This is a genomic window from Nocardia sp. CC227C, assembly GCF_030767025.1.
GTDB lineage: Bacteria > Actinomycetota > Actinomycetes > Mycobacteriales > Mycobacteriaceae > Nocardia.
This window is the reverse complement of the sequence record NZ_JASITE010000006.1, coordinates 111,778-128,826: the sequence shown is the minus strand read 5'-3', so window position 1 is coordinate 128,826 and position 17,049 is coordinate 111,778. Positions and strand designations below refer to the sequence as shown.

Annotated in this window: 10 protein-coding genes; all 10 read right to left on the bottom strand. The window is 71.3% G+C overall.

Features of this window, described 5'->3' with window-relative positions:
* Positions 1 to 28 precede the first annotated feature (28 nt).
* The 10 genes from QMO76_RS14065 to QMO76_RS14020 are packed head-to-tail and all read right to left on the bottom strand — an operon-like array spanning position 29 to position 17,047.
* Entirely contained in the window at positions 29 to 958 is a 930-nt protein-coding gene (locus QMO76_RS14065) for a diacylglycerol kinase family protein (RefSeq protein WP_306361720.1), read from the bottom strand.
* Positions 943 to 1,668 carry an HAD family hydrolase gene (locus QMO76_RS14060; protein WP_306361719.1) on the bottom strand — a complete coding sequence of 242 codons (726 nt, stop codon included), beginning with the start codon at positions 1,666 to 1,668 and terminating at the stop codon, positions 943 to 945. Before QMO76_RS14060 ends, QMO76_RS14065 begins: the two co-directional genes overlap by 16 nt.
* A gap of 2 nt (positions 1,669 to 1,670) precedes the next feature.
* The gene (locus tag QMO76_RS14055; RefSeq protein ID WP_306361718.1) at positions 1,671 to 3,053 is read right to left on the bottom strand and encodes a nucleotidyltransferase family protein; all 1,383 of its coding nucleotides are present in this window, start codon (positions 3,051 to 3,053) and stop codon (positions 1,671 to 1,673) included.
* On the bottom strand, positions 3,050 to 4,348 hold the full coding sequence (locus tag QMO76_RS14050) for a pyridoxal phosphate-dependent aminotransferase family protein (RefSeq protein ID WP_306361717.1): 1,299 nt from the start codon (positions 4,346 to 4,348) through the stop codon (positions 3,050 to 3,052). Before QMO76_RS14050 ends, QMO76_RS14055 begins: the two co-directional genes overlap by 4 nt.
* Entirely contained in the window at positions 4,345 to 7,038 is a 2,694-nt protein-coding gene (locus QMO76_RS14045; RefSeq protein ID WP_306361716.1) for a PEP/pyruvate-binding domain-containing protein, read from the bottom strand. The genes QMO76_RS14050 and QMO76_RS14045 overlap by 4 nt, the downstream gene beginning before the upstream one ends.
* Positions 7,035 to 8,411, bottom strand: coding sequence for a cytochrome P450 (locus tag QMO76_RS14040; protein ID WP_306361715.1), 1,377 nt, complete (start codon positions 8,409 to 8,411; stop codon positions 7,035 to 7,037). The genes QMO76_RS14045 and QMO76_RS14040 overlap by 4 nt, the downstream gene beginning before the upstream one ends.
* Positions 8,408 to 10,126: a fatty acyl-AMP ligase gene (locus QMO76_RS14035; protein WP_306361714.1), complete on the bottom strand. Its 1,719-nt coding sequence runs from the start codon at positions 10,124 to 10,126 to the stop codon at positions 8,408 to 8,410. Before QMO76_RS14035 ends, QMO76_RS14040 begins: the two co-directional genes overlap by 4 nt.
* Complete coding sequence (locus QMO76_RS14030) at positions 10,123 to 10,368, bottom strand: acyl carrier protein (protein ID WP_306361713.1); 246 nt, start codon at positions 10,366 to 10,368, stop codon at positions 10,123 to 10,125. The genes QMO76_RS14035 and QMO76_RS14030 overlap by 4 nt, the downstream gene beginning before the upstream one ends.
* Positions 10,365 to 11,216, bottom strand: coding sequence for a hypothetical protein (locus tag QMO76_RS14025; RefSeq protein WP_306361712.1), 852 nt, complete (start codon positions 11,214 to 11,216; stop codon positions 10,365 to 10,367). The genes QMO76_RS14030 and QMO76_RS14025 overlap by 4 nt, the downstream gene beginning before the upstream one ends.
* Entirely contained in the window at positions 11,213 to 17,047 is a 5,835-nt protein-coding gene (locus QMO76_RS14020) for an aminotransferase class III-fold pyridoxal phosphate-dependent enzyme (RefSeq protein WP_306361711.1), read from the bottom strand. Before QMO76_RS14020 ends, QMO76_RS14025 begins: the two co-directional genes overlap by 4 nt.
* Positions 17,048 to 17,049 lie beyond the last annotated feature (2 nt).

Genomic DNA, 17,049 nt, shown 5'->3' with positions numbered 1-17,049 from the left:
TCGCCGCGCCGGGCCGGACGCCCGGCGTTCAGGCGCACACCAGCAGCGCGCGGGGCAGCACTTCGAGGGTCGCGCCCTCGACGACGGTGATCTCGCCGTCGAGTTCGAGCGGGCTGGGATGCTCGGGACGCAGATCCACCCGCGTGGACCGTTCACAGTGCGCCAGGGCGGAATCGCGGAAGCGCCCGCGGTACAGGCCCGCGATGAGGCGCAGCACGGCGGGCCGGGACGCCGCCGCCCAGATGTTCACGTCGAACCGGCCGTCATCGGCGGTGACACCGGTGTCGTAACGCATGCCACCGGCGAAGTGCACGGATTTCAGCACGCTCACGTTGGTGACGGGTGCGTGCCGTCGCCGGCCCGCGCCCCGGATATCCACGCGCAGCGGGTCGAAGGTGGCGATCGTGCGCAGGGCCGTGTAGGCGATGGCCCCGTCGGTGGTGCGCGGTTTGAGCCACGCGGTGAGCCCGCCCGCCGTATTGAAGTGGTGATTGCCCGCCGCGACCAGCCCCATGCTGGCGTTGAGCAGGAAGTAGCGGATTCGGCGGGTGCCGTCCGGCAGCAGCATGGTGGCCTTGCCGACATCCACGCTGCGGGCCCGCCCGGGGTCGATGCGCGCGGGCACTCCGGCCAGCATCCGGTCGGCGGCGGCGGGTTTGTGGAAGTCGTTGGAACTGCCCAGACCGATGGCGCCCAGGGCGATGCGGGGATCGCGCGGCCGGTCGACCGTCGGGTCCATGAGCGCGTTGAGCACCAGCCCGACCGTGCCGTCCCCACCCGCGGCGATCACCGCGTCGTGTCCGGCGTCGACGGCGGCGCGCACGGCCTTCTCCGCCTCGGCCGCCGAATCCGGTGTGGCCGTGTCGATATCGGGTCGGCGTTCGAGCAGCGCCCGGCGCACATGCGGCCACTGTGCGGCGGCTCCGCCCTTGGCGGTGGGGTTCACGACGAGAAACACGAGTCCTCCGGTAGTCCGAGCCAGTCGGCGAGGCGGTACCAGTCGCCGCTGGTGACGAGTGCGTTGTCGATGCCGCCGTGCAGCAGGTACACCGGAATGCCGAGTGCGGCGGCGGGCGGATCCTTGACCGGGTCGTTGCCGACCATGACGCACTGCTGTCCCGGGACGCCGAGCAGTTCCAGCAGTTCGCCGTAGTATTCGACGCGGGGTTTGGCCCGGCGCATGGTCTCTCCGCTGCAGATGTGTGCGAAGACGGCGGGATCGATTCCGCCCCAACGCAATCTGTCCTCGGCGGTACTGCGCGGCCACAGCGGGTTGGTCGCCACCACCTGCGTCACCCCGCGTTCGGCGAGCAGGTCCACCAGTACCCGCGCCGCCGGTACCGGGCGGAAGCAGCGGCGCAGCCGGGGCAACCCGCTGGCGGCCAGGGCCCGGAATCGCCGGTCGGCCTCGGCTACCGGGATGGCCGCACGCGCGGCGAGCGACCGCACCAGCAGGTCGTGATTGGTGAGTTCGCCGTCGTTGTTCCGCACCTGATCGAGGGTGGCGCGCAGCACGGGCAGGAATCGGTGCGGCGGCAGCACATCCCGGAACGCGGCGGCGGCCACCAGCGGCATGAGCGTTCCGAAGGTGCGCTGCCGCAGTTCGACCAGGGTGCCGTCCAGATCCCACAGCACCGTGGTCACCCCCGGGCGTCCCGGTAGCGGCATGCTCACTCCTGACTGTCCGCGACCGCCCGCAACTGTGCGGGGGTCATGCCCACCCGGGCGGCGAAGGCGGCCAGATCGACGGTGTCGCCGGTGGATCCGCGCACCGTGCGCGCGGCGCTGACCCCGAGGTCCGCGACGGTCTTGGCCAGCGCGGCCGGAAACAGCCACCGGCCCAGATCGCGCTGGAACACTCGGGTGAGCCGGTAGGGTGCGGCCAGCCGCGCCCCGGCCCGCGACAGCGGGCGGTCGGTGCGCAACGAACTCATGCGCGCCGCCTCGTCGCCGGGGACGAGCAGCAGATTGCGCCACAGCGCACCGAAGCGGGCCGCCTTCTCCCCCAGGGCCTGGGTGGCGTTGAACTCCAGGTACGCCTTCTCGATGGTGGCGGTGTGCGTGGACCGGCTGCGCAACAGCGTGTGGATGTCGCGGGTCTTGCGCTCCACGTCGTAGCGGTGGAAGCGGTCGGCGTGCGGCCGCGCCCACGCCACCAGGGCCGCGATCCGCTCATCCGGCACGAGCCGCTGGGTGAGCGACAGCGCGTGATAGACGAGATTGTGCGATCCGGCGGCGGTGACCGCCTCCCGCACCAGGCCGTAGTCCAGGTCGTCGCCCGCGTAGCGCACCAGATTCCAGATATCGGCGAGTTCACGCACCCCGGTCTTGTAGTACGGCAGGTGGACGCACAGGTGGTGCAGGTTGTCCTCGTGCGCCATGGCCCAGGCGGGTACGCCGTGGAAATCGATGGGCCGCACCCGTTTCCAGATGGCGTCGTAGTCGATGGTGTACGGCGCGAGGGGGGTGATGAGCCCCCAGTGGGTGCCCACCACCAGCGCGCCGTCGCGGGAGACGAACGACGGCAGATGGTGCGAACGCCGCTGGCGCACCGTGGGTTCCTTGCCCAGCAGTTCCGAGACGCTGAACATGCCGAGCTCCCGGTAGATCTCGATGGCGGCGTCGATCTGCGCGATATCGAGCAGGATGTCGAGATCGTTCATGCGCTTGTAGTGCGCGTCGGCGTAGACCTCGGACGCGAAGAGCATTCCCTTGAGCACGACGCAGCGGATTCCGGCCGCGTCGAACCGCCGCAGCAGTTCCACGGCTCCCACCAGCCGCCGTTCATTGGCCAGGGCGATGTCATCGGAGACGGCCTGGAACGCGCTCGCCAGCGGCACTCGGTCGAACAGCCCCTCGGCGGTGAGCCGATGCTGCACCAGCGGCACGGTCGCATTGCGCCGCGCCAGGTCCAGCACCTCCGGCCAGTCCATCTCCCCGTGGGCCAGTTCGCGCAGCTGGGCGCGCTCGGCGGCGGTGGGCGCGGCCAGGGCGGCGAGGACCAGCAGTCGTTCGGCGGGTGTGCCGCCCGCCGCTATGAGGGCCGCGGTCATCGGGAGCCTCCGATCTGGTCGGGGTGGAAGCCGAAGCGGCGCGCCACCGCGTCGATGCGGTCGACGGCGACATCCAGGTGCTCGGTGCTCAGCGTGGCCATCATGGAGATCCGCAGTCGTTGCAGATCCCTGGGCACCGCCGGGAATTCGACGCCGTTGACGAAGACGCCCGCCCGGTGCAGCGCGGCGACCACCTCGGCGACCGGTACCGCGGCGGGCAGGATGACCGGCACGATGGCCGTCACCGGGTCCACCGCGAAGCCGCGCCGCCGCAGCGCCGTCGCGAAGTAGTCGGTATTGGCGTGCAGGGCCGCCACCCGTTCCGGATGGGCTTCGATGAAGTCGATCCCGGCCAGCACCGAGGCGACCACGGCGGGCGACAGCGAGGCGGAGAACATGTAGGAGCGGGCGAAGAAGCGCAGCGAATCCACCAGGGCCGTACTGCCCGCCACGAATCCGCCGGTGGTGGCGAACACCTTCGAGAAGGTGCCCATGGCGATGTCGACCGCGCCGTCGAGCCCGAAGTGTTCGGCCGCGCCGTGTCCGCGAGCGCCGAGCACACCCGTCCCGTGCGCGTCGTCCACGGCCAGCAGCGCGCCGAAATCATCACAGAGCGAGCGGATTTCGGGTAGCGGCGCGATATCGCCGTCCATGGAGTACACGCCCTCCACGGCGACCACCACATTCGCGCCCGGATTGCGCCAGCGCACCTGCATGAGCCGGTAGCGCAGATGGTCGAGGTCGTTGTGGTCGAAGGCCATCGACCGCACCCGGCCCAGTTGGATGCCGTCGTAGAGGCTGGCGTGATTCTGCTCGTCGTAGATCAGGATGTCGCCCGTGCGCAGCAGACCGGTCACCCAGCCGACATTGGCGGCGAATCCGGAGGAGAACAGCATGGCCGCTTCGCAGCCCTTCACCGCCGCGAGCCGCTGCTCGAGCTCGAGGTGCAGCGAGGTGGTGCCATTGAGCAATGGCGGTCCGCCGCAGCCGATTCCGTACCTGCGGGTGGCGGCCACCGCGGCCTCGATGATCTCCGGTTCGTCGGCCAGACCCAGATAGTTGTTGGACCCCAGCATGATCACCTCGCGGGTGTCGCCCGTCTCCGGATCCCGCGTCCGGACCACGGGACCGGCGGGGCCGGTGATCTCGCGCAGTACGAAGCCCATGCCGCGCACCCGGTCCACATAGGGGCGGAAGTGTTCGAAACGCTGGTCGAAGGAGTGGGCGTCGGTGTCGAGATAGTGCTCCAGGCTGAAGTTCTCGGCATGTCCGGCGTGCGCGTCTAGCGACGTCATGCGGAACCCTTTCGTGCGATGAGGGTGACGGTGCCCGCGTGGCCGTCGAGCAGCACGGTGTCGCCGTCGGCGATGCGCCGGGTCGCCTGCGGCACGCCGACCACGGTGGGGATGCCGAGTTCCCGGCCGATAATGGCGGTGTGGGAGAGCAGGCTGCCCTTCTCGCTGACCAATCCGCCCGCGGCCACCATGAGGAACACCCAGCCCGGATCGGTGGTGGCGGCCACCAGCACCCGGCCGTCGGTGACGGCGGCGGTGTCGGGTTCGGGCAGTACCAGCGCCGGTGCCTGCACGCGGCCGGGCGCACAGCCGATTCCGGTGAGGACGGCCGCGTCGTCGAAGGCGAGGAAATCCGGTTCGGGCGTGTGCGCGGCCGCGATCCCGGCGGTGACGATGCGTGAGGGTACCGTCTCCGCCCGCCAGCTCTCGTGGTCGCGCTTGCGGGCGGCCACCAGTTCGCGCGGCTGGGCGGTGACGGAGGTGCCGCGGGTGAGGGCGGCGATCTCCTCGTAAGTGAGATAGAAGACGTCGCGCGGATCGTCGAGCAGCCCGGCCTCGTGCAGTTGCGTCCCCAGCAATCGGAACACCCGCTTGACCATGCCGAAGCAGCGGCTGCGTCCCAGGCGCATATTCTCGCGCTGCTTCACCGTGGCACGGGCCTGCGCCAGTACCAGGCGCACGAGCAGCCACCGCAGCGGGCGTCCGCGCAGGGCGCGGCGCAGCCGGGCCTCCGCCTCCCGGCGGATGCGGCGCTCCTCGGCCGTCATGGTCCGGAAGTCGATTTCGCGGCGAATGTAGTTGCGCAACACCGGAATCAACTTCTCGGGATGCTGTTCCAGCGAGTCGGTCTCCAGCTTCAGCTCATCCACGGTGCGATCGCCGTAGGCCGCCAGATGCGCGCGGTATGCCGTCCGGAACTCGGTGTGGGCGTCGTCCTGCAACCGCGCCCACACCCGCGCCGGATCCCGGTCGCTGTCGATCAGCGCGCGCAGGGCGGGATCGGCGGCCGCGCGGGCGGCCAACGCCAGCGCCGATCGCACCGGTTCGACGCTGTCCACGCCCTCCTCACCGCAGAACAGCTCGTTGCGCAGGGTGTCGGGATTGTCGACGCCACTGTCCTGCAACAGTTTTCCGAGCGCGTGGAACAGCTGCTGGGCGATGAAGTCGTTGAAGATCTGCACCGCGTAGGCGGGTACCAGATCGCTGATCACGCGGTCGAGCCAGGCCAGCAGTTCGTGCGGTGCGCGCTCCCGCTCCGGGGTGGCCGGGTCGAGGCGGTGATCGAGATCGGCGCGGAACCGGTCGAGTTCAGCGAAGAAGTGCGCCAGGCGGCGCGGCAGCCGGAACCAGCCGAGCAGCAGGATCAGCACGACCCGAGCGCGCAGCAGCAGGGCGCGGGCACGTGCCCACCCGCCCGCCGCGGGTGCGGGCCGCCGGTAGCGGTTCTCGATGCCGAGTGCGGCCTCCCAGCCCTCGATGGCGAAGTCCAGGCCGGGAATCCGGAGGAACAGCCGATACCAGTTGCTGATGTTGTAGTAGATCCGGCCGTGCCAGGTGCCCACCAGATACGGGTACAGATCGGCCGCGCCGGCGCGCACGGTCTCGGCCCGCGCGCCGAAATCGCGATGGCAGACCCGGAAGACCTGCTCGTAGGCCAGTCGCACGATGGAGAAGGTCAGCGGACTGGAGACGCCCGGATAGGACTCGGCCACATTGACGTTGTCGAAGATGGTCTCCTGCGCGCCGGTCGCGGTGACCGGCCGCGTTTGCAGCAGGTGGATGCGGCCCGCGCGGTCGATGGCCCATTCCACGTCCTGCGGTGCGTCCAGCCGCTCCGCCAGCTCCACCGCCAGCCCGGTCAGTTCGAGCACCTGGGCGTCGGTGAGGGCCGCGGTGGTGACCGGTGGCACGGCGGTGACCGCGGTGCCGTCGGCGGTCGGCAGGACCGCGCTGGTCTTCTCGCCGACAGCGCGGGCGGTGACGGCGCGGGCGCGGGTGTCCACGAAATACGTGTCGCAGTCCACGGTTCCGGAGACCACGCCCTCCCCCAGCCCCAGGCCTGCCGACACGACGGCCTCGCCCGGATCGCCATTGCGCGGATTGCAGCTGAACACCACTCCGGCGGTGGCACTGTCGACCAGTGTCTGCACGATGACGGCGGTCGCGGCGACGGCATTGCCCAGTCCGCGCCGCGCGCGATAGAACAGCGCGCGCTGCGAGTACGCCGACGCCAGGCAGGCCAGCACGGCGTCCGGTACCGCCTCGGGCGCGACATTGAGCAGGGTGTCGAGCTGTCCGGCGAAGGAGTCGGTGGCCGAGTCCTCGCCCCGCACCGACGACCGCACCGCCAGCCGGCCCCGCCCGCCGAGCTCGGTGAGTCGCCGGTGCAGCTCGGTGGCGAGATCATCGGGCAAGGAGAGCGCGGTCACCAGCGCCGCGATGGCATCGGCGGTGTCGCGCAACGACTTCGGATCATCGGCGTCGAGCGCGCCGAGCAGCGCGGCCAGCTCGTCGCGTACCGGTTCGAGAATGCGGGCGCAGGCCGGTGCGGTGAGCACGCAGAAGTCCGGCACCCGATAGCCGTGCCGGTGCAGCCAGGCCAGCTTGGCGGCCTTGTGGCCGATGAGGGCCGGGTCCAGTCGGGCGGCGGCGGTCGCGTCGGCGACGGCGGCCAGGTCGGCGGCGGTCACAGGGCACCTCCGGTCGGGCGGCGGCGCAGCCGCACCAGTACGGGATCGGGGAGATTGGAGATCTGCGGGTTCTCCCGCACGCGCATCCCGCCCGCGAGTTCTATGCCGTAGCGGGACAGCAGCATGGCCAGCCCCGCCCGGGCTTCGACGAGCGCCAGATGTCGGCCCACGCACAGGTGCGGGCCCCAGCCGAACGGGAAGTAGTGGAACGGCGACCGGTCCTTGGCCGCGGCCGGGAGGAAGCGGTCGGGATCGAATACCAGTGGCGCGGTCCAGAACCGCGGGAGCCGCTGATTCACGAACGGGCTGATCACGACGATCGACCCGGCGGGCAGGTCGAACCGGTCGAAGCTGTCGGCCGCGACGGGGGTGCGGCTGAAGGCCCAGGCGGGCGGATGCAGCCGCATGGCCTCGTCGAGCGCGCGGCCGGTGAGATCGAGCGCGGTGAGATCATCGGCGGTCGGCGGGCCGCCCGCCAGCCGTCCGTCGATCTCGTCCACCACATCGCGCAGCACCGTGCGATTGCGGCACAGCTCGTACACGGTCCAGGCGATGGCTCCGCCGGTGGTCTCGTGCCCGGCGAGCAGGAAGGTCAGCACCTCGTGGCGCAGCTGGGTGTCGTCCATGGCGTGTCCGCCGTCGTCGCGCGCGCTCAGCAGCCGATCCAGGAGGCTGCCCGACCCGCCGCCGGTGCGATGCCCGGCGATGACCTCGTCGACCACCCGGTGCAGCCGCGAAAGCACCTGCCGGAATGCGCGATTGGCCGGGGTGGGCACCGACGGCGGCACCGGGACGGGTGCCGCCATATGCCGCATGACCCAGTCCACGCCGTGGCGCACATCGTCCTCGATCTGCGGCAGCACGTCGTCCACGTCCGCGCCCAGCACCGCGCGGCACACCACATCGGCGGCGAAGCCCAGCACCTCCGGCACCAGGTCCACGATCTCGCCGGTCTCGGCGTAGCGGTCCAGCCGCGCGGTCATGCGCTGCCCGCACTCCACCATGAGCGGCACCTCGTCGAGGACGTGGCGGCGGTTGAAGACCGGTTTGATCAGCGCTCGCTGCCGCTGCCACAGTTCGCCCTCGCTCACCAGCAGGCCGGGGCCGAGCAGATGGTTCAGGCTGGTATAGCTGATGCCTTTGCGGTAGTTGTCGGCATTGGTCATCATGACCTGCCGAATGTGTTCGGGTTCGACCAGCAGGTACAGCTGCTCGTGGGCGAGCCGGATGCGCACGCTGCCGCCGTGCGCGTACGCCTGCTCGTAGAACAGCGTGAGCGGATCGCGCCGGTAGTCGAGGTACGCGCCCAGCGGATTGCGGTAGGACGGTCCGGGCAGGCGGCGGCCGGTGTCCCGGGTGAGCAGCGCGGTCACCGGGCCTCCTCGGTGGCGACGAACCGCGCGCGGGCGGCCGCGCGCTGGATCTTGCCGCTGGTGGTCTTGGGCAGCGCGCGCGGCGGCACCAGGTGCACGGCGTCGGCCAGCACGCCGGTGCGGGAGCTGACGGCCGAACGGACCGCCAGCCGCAGCGCGTCCTGTTCGGGGGCGTCCACCTCGGTCTCCACGATCAGGTGCAGACCGTCGGAATGCGCGTCGGCCGTGCGGTATCCGACCGCCGCCACCCCGCCCAGCCGGACACCGGGCACGGTCTGCGCGGCCTGTTCGAAATCGGACGGGAAGTAGTTGGCCCCGCGAATGATGATCAGGTCCTTGCGGCGGCCGGTGATGCGCAGTCCGCCGTCGCGCAGGTAGCCCAGATCGCCGGTGTCCCACCAGTCCCCGTCGAGCACGCACTCCGCCGTGGCGTCGGGCAGTTCGAAGTAGCCCGGCGTGCGGGACGGCCCGCGGAACTGCACCGCGCCGAGCACATTGTCGGGGCAGGGCATGCCACGCTCGTCCACGATGCGGATCTCGGTGCCGGGCACCGCCGGACCGCAGTCCACCACCCGCACCGCGTCCGGGGCGTCAGCGGGCACGTCGACCACGCGGGCCTCGGTCGCCAGCCGGTCCCGGGAGACGGTATCCACGCGCAGTCTCGCACGCGGCCGGTTCACGGTGATCGCCAGCGACGCCTCGGCCATGCCGTAACAGGGCACCACCGCGTCGCAGGGCAGCCCCCACGCCGCGAAGCGGTCGGTGAACAGGCGCAGGGTCTCGGCCTGGATCGGCTCCGCCCCGCAGAACAGGAACCGCCAGCGCGACAGGTCGACGCCGTCGAGATCCTCGTCGCGCGCCCGCAGCGCGGCATAGCCGTAGCCGAAATTCGGTGCGGCGGCGACGGTTCCGCCGTAGTCGCTGACATTGCGCAGCCATTCGGCCGGTGCGCGCAGGAAGCGGTTGGGCGGCATGAGCACCGCGCCCGCCCCGGCGAACAGGGGTGTCAGGGTGCCGCCGATGAGTCCCATATCGTGGTTGAGCGGCAGCCAACCGGCCCAGTTGTCGCCGGGCCCCAGTCCGCACACCCGGGTGATCTGCTCGCAGTTGGCGGCGAGATTGGCGTGGGTGATCACGACGCCCTTCGGGACGCCGGTGGAACCCGAAGTGCACTGGATGAACGCCGGATCGGAGCCGTCGGGCAGCCGCGGCTCGGCCTCCGGCGCGCCCGCGGTCACCGCGCGCGCGTGCAGGTCCGGGCCGTTCACGACGATCGCCCCGGTGGGCCGGTGCGCGGCCAGCGCGTCGATCACATCGGGCGCGGCCACCAGCGCGGCGGGAGCCAGATATGTGACCAGCCCGGCGAACTTGTCCACGAACAGGCCGCGGCCGCCGAAGCCGCTCGGCGGCGCGACCGCCACCGGAATCGCACCCAACAGCTGCGCCCCGAAGAACGCGGTGATGAACGCGGTACCGGTGGGCAGGCACAGCACGACCCGATCGCCCGGGCGCACACCGTATTCCGCCAGGGCGGCGGCGCTGCGCCGGGCCGCGCGGGCGAGCGCGGCGTAGTCCAATACCTCGGCTTCGCCCGGCGTCGCTACGAAAACGACTCGGGCCGTGCGGTTGTCGCTGTCGAGATGGTCGAGCAGGGCGTGCACGATACTCGGATGTCGCGGATGCAGCGCGGTGGGCGCGGCGGCGGTGAGGGTCATCGGATGCTCTCCCGGACGTGCTCGGCGATGCGGTCCACCGTGTCCAGCCGGGCCGCCACGGCATCGGGAATGGTGATCCCGAAGGCGTCCTCCAGCCGCATGGTGAGATCGATGGAGGTCGGCGAGTCCAATCCGTAGTCGACGAGCGGTTTGCCGCCCTCCAGATCGTCGGCCGCCACCCAGAGCGCCTCGGCCACGATGGCGCGCACCCGGGCCGCGACCGAATCCTGTGTCGATGTCATGCGAACAGCCGTCCTTCCTCGACGCAGACGCGTACCGATTCCTCGAGATCGACGCCGTCGGCGGTGTCGACGCGGTGGAAACGCAGGCCCGGAAAGGCCGCGGGCAGGAGCTGCTGAGCGCGCTGGTAGCCCTTGCGCAGTTCCGCCAGCAGTTCCGGGGTCTCGTGGGATTCCCGCGTGCCCTCGCCCACCCGGGCGGCGCAACGCGCGGCGGCCTGCTCGGGCGGCACGTCGAGCCACAGCACCGCATCCGGCAGGCTGGTGCGGCACCGCTGCGCGAACGCCGGCACCGCCGAATCCGGTTCCAGCTGAACCAGTTTCGACACCTCGCCCAACAGGTTCCAGATGTCGGGGTCGGTGCCGAGCCGAGCCGCCTCACGGGCGTGCCACTCGCGGATATCGTCGAGGGTGCCGGGTGCGTGCCGGTCCAGCACCTCGCGCACCTGCGCCTCGCGGTCGCGCGGATCGGTGTCCAGATCGGCGAGCAGTACATAGAACGGTCCGTAGACCAGCGTTTCGACGAGCGGATGCCGCTCGCACACCAGCACGCCCGGCGCGAAGGTGTCCACGAAGAACCGCTCGACGGGTCCGAACAGGGTCATCTGCAGGTACAGCGCGATGGCCTTGCACTCCAGGCTGCCGATCTCGTCGCTGCCGTCACTGAAAGCCTTGAGCTGGCGCGAGAGCCGATGCAGTGGCGCGTCGGCGGTGTTGTGGAAGTCCGGGCAGGTCATACTGGCGAAGCCGCGGTCGCGCGGGGCCAGCTCGCGCAGTCGCGCCAGGACCGAGGATTTGCCGCAGCCGTCGATGCCGACCAGGGCGATGCGGCGGGTGGGTTCGTCGTTCACTGCTCGGTGCTCCGCAACTGCTCGAGAATGGTGGTGGTGATGTCACCGGCCGGGGCGGTGCCGTCCAGCTCGGTCCAGCCGAGTTCGGCCGACAGCCCCGCGAGGGCGTCGTGGCTGCGCTGCTGGAACTCGAGGAATTCGTGCTCGTCGCCGTAGCCGCTCTCGTAGTCGCTGCGTTTGCGCTTGCGCGCCAACGCGTCCCGGGGGCTGATGCGCAGGTGGAAAGTGAGGTCGGGTTCCGGGAATCCGGATGCCAGCGCGCGCAGGACGGCCGGATCGCCGCCGTGCGCCACCTCGGTGGCGAAGTACTTGTACCAGTACGAGTTCATGAGCACGACGTCCGGACCGCGCCGCGCGGCGAGATCGAGCGCCAACTGCATGGCGTGGTACAGGAAGTGGGTGCGGCTGAGCGGGGTGAGCACCTTCAGGTAGCCGTAGATGGCGTCGGGTCGGTCGAACGGCAGCTTGGACGCCACCGCGGGGTCCAGGAAGGCGTCCCAGATGGTCACCGCCGCCACCGTCTGCCCCTGCGATTCGAAGACGCTCGCCAGCCGCGCCACCTGGGTGGTCTTGCCGGAGCCGTCGCCACCGGCAATGCAGATCATGCGTTTGCGCGGCGACAGCGTCCGGACCGCCGGGCGGTCGGGGTGGGTTCGATCGGTCATGAGAGCGCCTCCTGATCGTGCGCGAGACGTAGTGGATGTCGACCCCGGATCGGGTAGCGCCGCTACGGGACGCGGGGCGGCGGGCACGAGATCCGTGACCCGCTCGGGCTCGACGGTGTCGAGCAGGGTGACGGTGCCCGCGCCGCCGTCGATCCGGAGCCGCTGCCCGGAGCGAATGGCGGTGGTGGCGCCGGAAACATTGAGCACGGCCGGGATGCCGTATTCGCGGCCGATGACGGCGGCATGCGAGAGCAGACCGCCGACCTCGGTCACGACCCCGATCACCAGACCCAGTGCCGGAGTCCAACCGGGGTCGGTGAAACGGGTGACGAGAATGTCACCCGGACGCAGATCGGCGATCTCGGCGAGCGACGCGATGACCCGCGCGGGGCCTTCCACCACGCCCGCACTGCATCCCAGCCCGGTGAGCACGCCGTCGCCGGATTCGGGTCGGGAGACCGTCACACCGGGGCCGAGTTCGTGCGGCGGCGTCAGATCCCGGTAGCCGTCGTACATGGCCCGCCGGTAGCGGACCGCCGCCGCCAGTTCGTCACCGCCGCGGAAACCCTGTGCCAGATCGGCGATCTCGTGGACGTCGAGCATGTACACATCGGCCGGGTCGGCGAGGGCTCCGGCGGCGTGCAGGCGTGCCCCGGCCTCGACCACGTAGGCGCGCACGATGGCGTAGCAGCGGGAGGAGAAGTCCCGCATGAGCTCACGCGCCACCAGGTACCGACGTGCCAGCGCCAGCTGTCGGTCCAGGCTGCGCGAGAAGCGGACCCGGGTACGGGGGTCGGCGCGCACCCGCGCCCGCACGGCTGCGATCTCGGCGTCGAAGCGGGCCCGCTGCTCGGTGAGCGCCCGCTCGGGATCGGCGGGCGGGGTCCCGGCCGCGAGCATCGACGCGATCATGTCCCGCACCCGCGCGGGCTCCTCGGACCAGCGCGGGCAGGTGATATCCAGTTCCCTGTCGGCGTGGAAACCGTGCTCGTCCAGGAACTCCCGCAACGCCCGCCGCCACGGGTCCCCGTCCAGGCCCTCGGCAACCGCCACCCGGTACAGCCCGACGATGCCGCGCTGCATGGCCATATGGCTCACCTCGGCCAGCCCGCCGATCAGCGCCAGCACCTGGGTGCTGCCGCCGGTGGCGTCGTCGATTTTGCCGAGCAGCGTCTTGAAGTCCGATTGGACGGTGGTGTTGTGGTAGATGGTGGTGAAATAGGCGCGTTCGGTGGTGGCGTGGAACGAGAGCAGGCAGTCCACCAGTTCGGCGGTGAAGGTCGTGGTGTCCACGCTCGGCAGCCGCGCCGCGCGCTCCCGCCAGCGGGCGTACTTGGCCTCCCAGCTCGCGGCGAACCGTTCCACCTCCACCAGTTGCCCGGTGGTGAGCCGCCGCAGTGCCAGTGCGGTCGGCACCGCGCGCGCCACCGTCAGCGCGTTCGTGGGCGTCCGGTCCGGCCCGTCCGGCCCGTAGTCCACGTTCACGCCGAGATCGGCGTCGAAGATGCGCTCGTCGTAGCCGGGCACGCCCGAATAGGCCCGTTTCACCGCGGCCACATTCCAGTAGGCGCGGCCGTAGTGCATGGCCATCCAGGCCGGTTCGTCGTCGAGCAGCCCGAGCCGGGTGAAGAATCGCTGCATGGACGCCTGGAAGGCGTTCTCGTACAGCGAGAACATGAGCGGGGTGCAGACGCGTGCGGAGACGCCGCCGTCGCGGAAGTCGGCGTCGGTGAGCTGGTCGATATCGGTGCGCCAGGCGATGGCGGTGACGGCCCGCGATTGCAGCAGCCACAGCCGTCCGTCCGTACCGACCGCCCACTCCACGTCCTGCGGTCGATGCCGGAATGCCTGGACCCGCAACAGCATCCGGGTCAGCTCGGCGATCTCGTCGTCGTCCAGCAGCACCGGTTCGTCGCCCTCGCTCCGCTGCGCCACCGTGCCGTCGGCGAGCCGGACCGTGAGTCGCAGCGGTGTCACGTGCCCGGACACCAGCCGCTCCCCCAGTCCGGCACAGCACTCCACGACCGCGTGCTCCTCCTTGCCGGTGATCGGGTCGATGGTGAATCCCACACCGGCGGTGCGGGATTCGACCATGCGCTGCACCAGAACCGCCACCCGCGCCCGAGCCGGGTCGAACCCGCGCCGTTCCAGGTAGCCGCGCACCCGGTCGTTGTGTGCCGAGGCCCGGCAGTCGGCGATGCGGCGGCGCAGCGCGTCCCGATCGCCGATCTCGAGGTAGGTCTCGTACTGTCCGGCGAAGCTGGCGTCGTCGAGGTCTTCGAGCACCCCGCTGGAGCGCACGGCCACCGGGTAGCCGCCGACGGCCGCGACGAGCGCGTCCAGCTCGGCATCGGTCAGCAGATCCGGATCGGTGTCGCCGGGAATCACGAAGCCCGGCGGCACCGGGAATCCGGCGGCGGTGAGTTCGTGCAGGGTGGCGGCCTTGCCACCGGCGGCCTCGGCTCGGAAGCCGGGCGCGCCCAACAGCATGGGAACGGTCATGGCGACTCCTCGCGGGGTGAGCGGTGCGGGCACGATCCGCTGCCGCCGCGCCAGGTCGGCGGCGGCCCGCACCCCGGCGACGGAGAGCGCGCCGTAGGACGGGCTCGGCGTACCCGGTTCGAGGCCGAGGGCGATGGTCTCGGCCATACAGGCGTAGAGGGTGCCCGGCGGCAGCTCGAGCCCCGGGAAATCGGGCACCTGACCGTCCGGCAGGCGCATCCGGCCGCCGGACAGCACGGTGACCCCCGGCAGCGCGGCGGCACCCGGATCCACATCGCCCGGGACCGCGAGGTCGTAGACCAGCACCGGGTGGTCGGTGCCCAGCTGGTCCGCCGTGATCACGGGGGTGGCCGCGTTCGTGGCGGTGACGATCAGGCGGCAGTCGCGCAGTGCGGTCATCTCCTCGCGCACCGTCACCCGGTCCGGATCGCCGAGCCGCTCCGCGACGGTCCGCAGCCGCCGCGCGGAGCCCCGCCGACCGACCAGCACCAGCGAATCGACATGCGGGAGCAGCAGTTCCGCCATGACCGCGCCGATATTGCCGATGGCTCCGACCACGGCGACGCGGCGTTCCCCGGCGGGCAGCGCCGCCAGCTCCCGGCACATGAGTTCGTAGGCGCACGCGGCGGTGAGCGAATTGCCCGAGGTGATGCGGGCGGTGTCCTCCACGACGGCGCGGGCGGCGTCGGTGACGATCGAGGTGTAGCCGCCCAGGCCGATCACGTCCGCCCCCGCGGTGACGGCGAGATCCACCGCGTCGAGCACCACATCCCGCAGCCATGCGCCCTCGCCGTCGCGCTGGAACGTGACGGCTTGCTGTGCCGAGAACGGCACGGCGATCATCGACACCTCGACCTCGGCCCCCGACACCGATTGGATGCGTTGCCGGGTCACCTCGAAGGGCCGCAGCACGCCGCGCAGCCGCTCGAGCAGGGCTTCGCACTGATAGTCGGACCATTCGGCCAGCTCCGGTGCCAGCCGCCGCAGATCCCCGGGGCGTTCCAGATTGGCGAGGAAGGCGACGCGCGGTGGGCCGTCGAGCGGGGCGGCGGGCTCGGGACGGCGGCGTTCGGGATCGGGTGCGCGCGCGGGCAGCGGTGTGGGGTTGGCCGCGGGCCGGGTGAGATGGTCGAGCAGGTCCGGGTAGGCCCCGCGGTGCAGCAGGTCGGCCACGGTCTCGAAGGCAGCCACGATGCGGTCGATATCGGCGGCCCCGAGATACGCCGACGGCTGCACCCGCAGCGTGGCGGGGGCGGACAGGGTCGGCAGCACCCGAATGCCGTGCCGGTGCAGGAGATATCCGGCGACCAGATACCCGAACCATTCCTCGTCCAGGAACTCGCGCAGCACGGCCGAGGTCGGCCGGGGCGGTCGCAGCTCCAGTGCCAACAGCAGCCCGCGACCGCGCACCCCGGCGATCACGTCCGGGCGGCGGGCGGCCAGCGCGCGCAGCCGATCGCGCAGCCGGGTGCCGGCGGCGGTGATGCGCGGCAGCAATTCGGGAATGAGATCCAATGCTGTGCAGGCGATCTCGGACGAGTAGTCGTCCTCCGCGAAGGTCGAGGTGTGCTGTCTGCCGAACTCGGGCAGATAGCGGTCGCGCCGCACCAGCAGCGCCGAGACCTTGGCCAGGCCGCCGCCCAGCGCCTTGGACAGCAGGTAGTAGTCGGCGTGCACGCCGGAGGGCTCGGCGGCCAGGAAGGTGCCGGTGCGGCCCATACCGCTCTGGATCTCGTCGAAGACCAGGGCGGCGTGGTGGCGATCGGCCAGGGCGCGCACGGCGCGCAGCACGTCGTCGCCCAACTCGTGCACGCCGCCCTCGCCCTGTACGGGTTCGGCGAAGCACGCCGCCAGCCGGGACGCGTACCGGACGGTCGGCACCGGTTCACCGGACGGGCCGAAGGATATGTCGCAGAACGTGATCCGTTCGCCGTCCAGCACCCGCTCGAGGGTGTTCGCGGAGCCGGTTTCCAGCCGGACCACCTCGGGTCCGAACAGCGGGCGGCCGTCGCCGGGCGCCCGGTCGGTGAGCACCGCCGCCGCGGCGGTCTTCCCGTGGAAGGACCGCGTCGGGGCGGCGAACAGCGGGGCGCGTTCGCGCAGCGTCGAGACATTGGTGATCGACTGTGTGAGAAGGGATTCCACCGACCCGTCCCACGGCGCCGGGAGCGGTCGCCCGGCCAGGCCGTCCCGCCGGGCGCGGCGCAGGGTCCGCTCCAGCTCCGCCTGCACGGCCGACAGCCGCCGGTACCGTTCCAGGGCGGCGTGCTTCGCGGCGGCCTCCACCGCCTCGGCGCCCGTGGACGCCAGCGTGACGACGTACTCGGCCCCCGTCGATGCCCCGACCAGGTCGGACAGTCGCGCGCTCAATCGGGCGGCGCTGGCTCGCACACTGCCCTGCACCGCGAACGGCCGCCGTGCCCGCAGTGCCGTCTCCGCCGCGCGGATCAAGGCGGGATGGTTGTGGCCGAACAGTCCGGCCCCGTGCCCGCCTACGAGATCGAGTACCGCGCGGTCGGCAAAGCCGCCGCCACCACCCAGCGTGGCGGGCACCAGCATGTCGAACTCGGCCTCGCGATAGTCGGCGTCGAGGTGGAAGGCCCGCAGCAGCCGGGCTATCTCGGGCCGGGCGTAGCGGCCGTAGACATCACTCGGATCGGCCATGC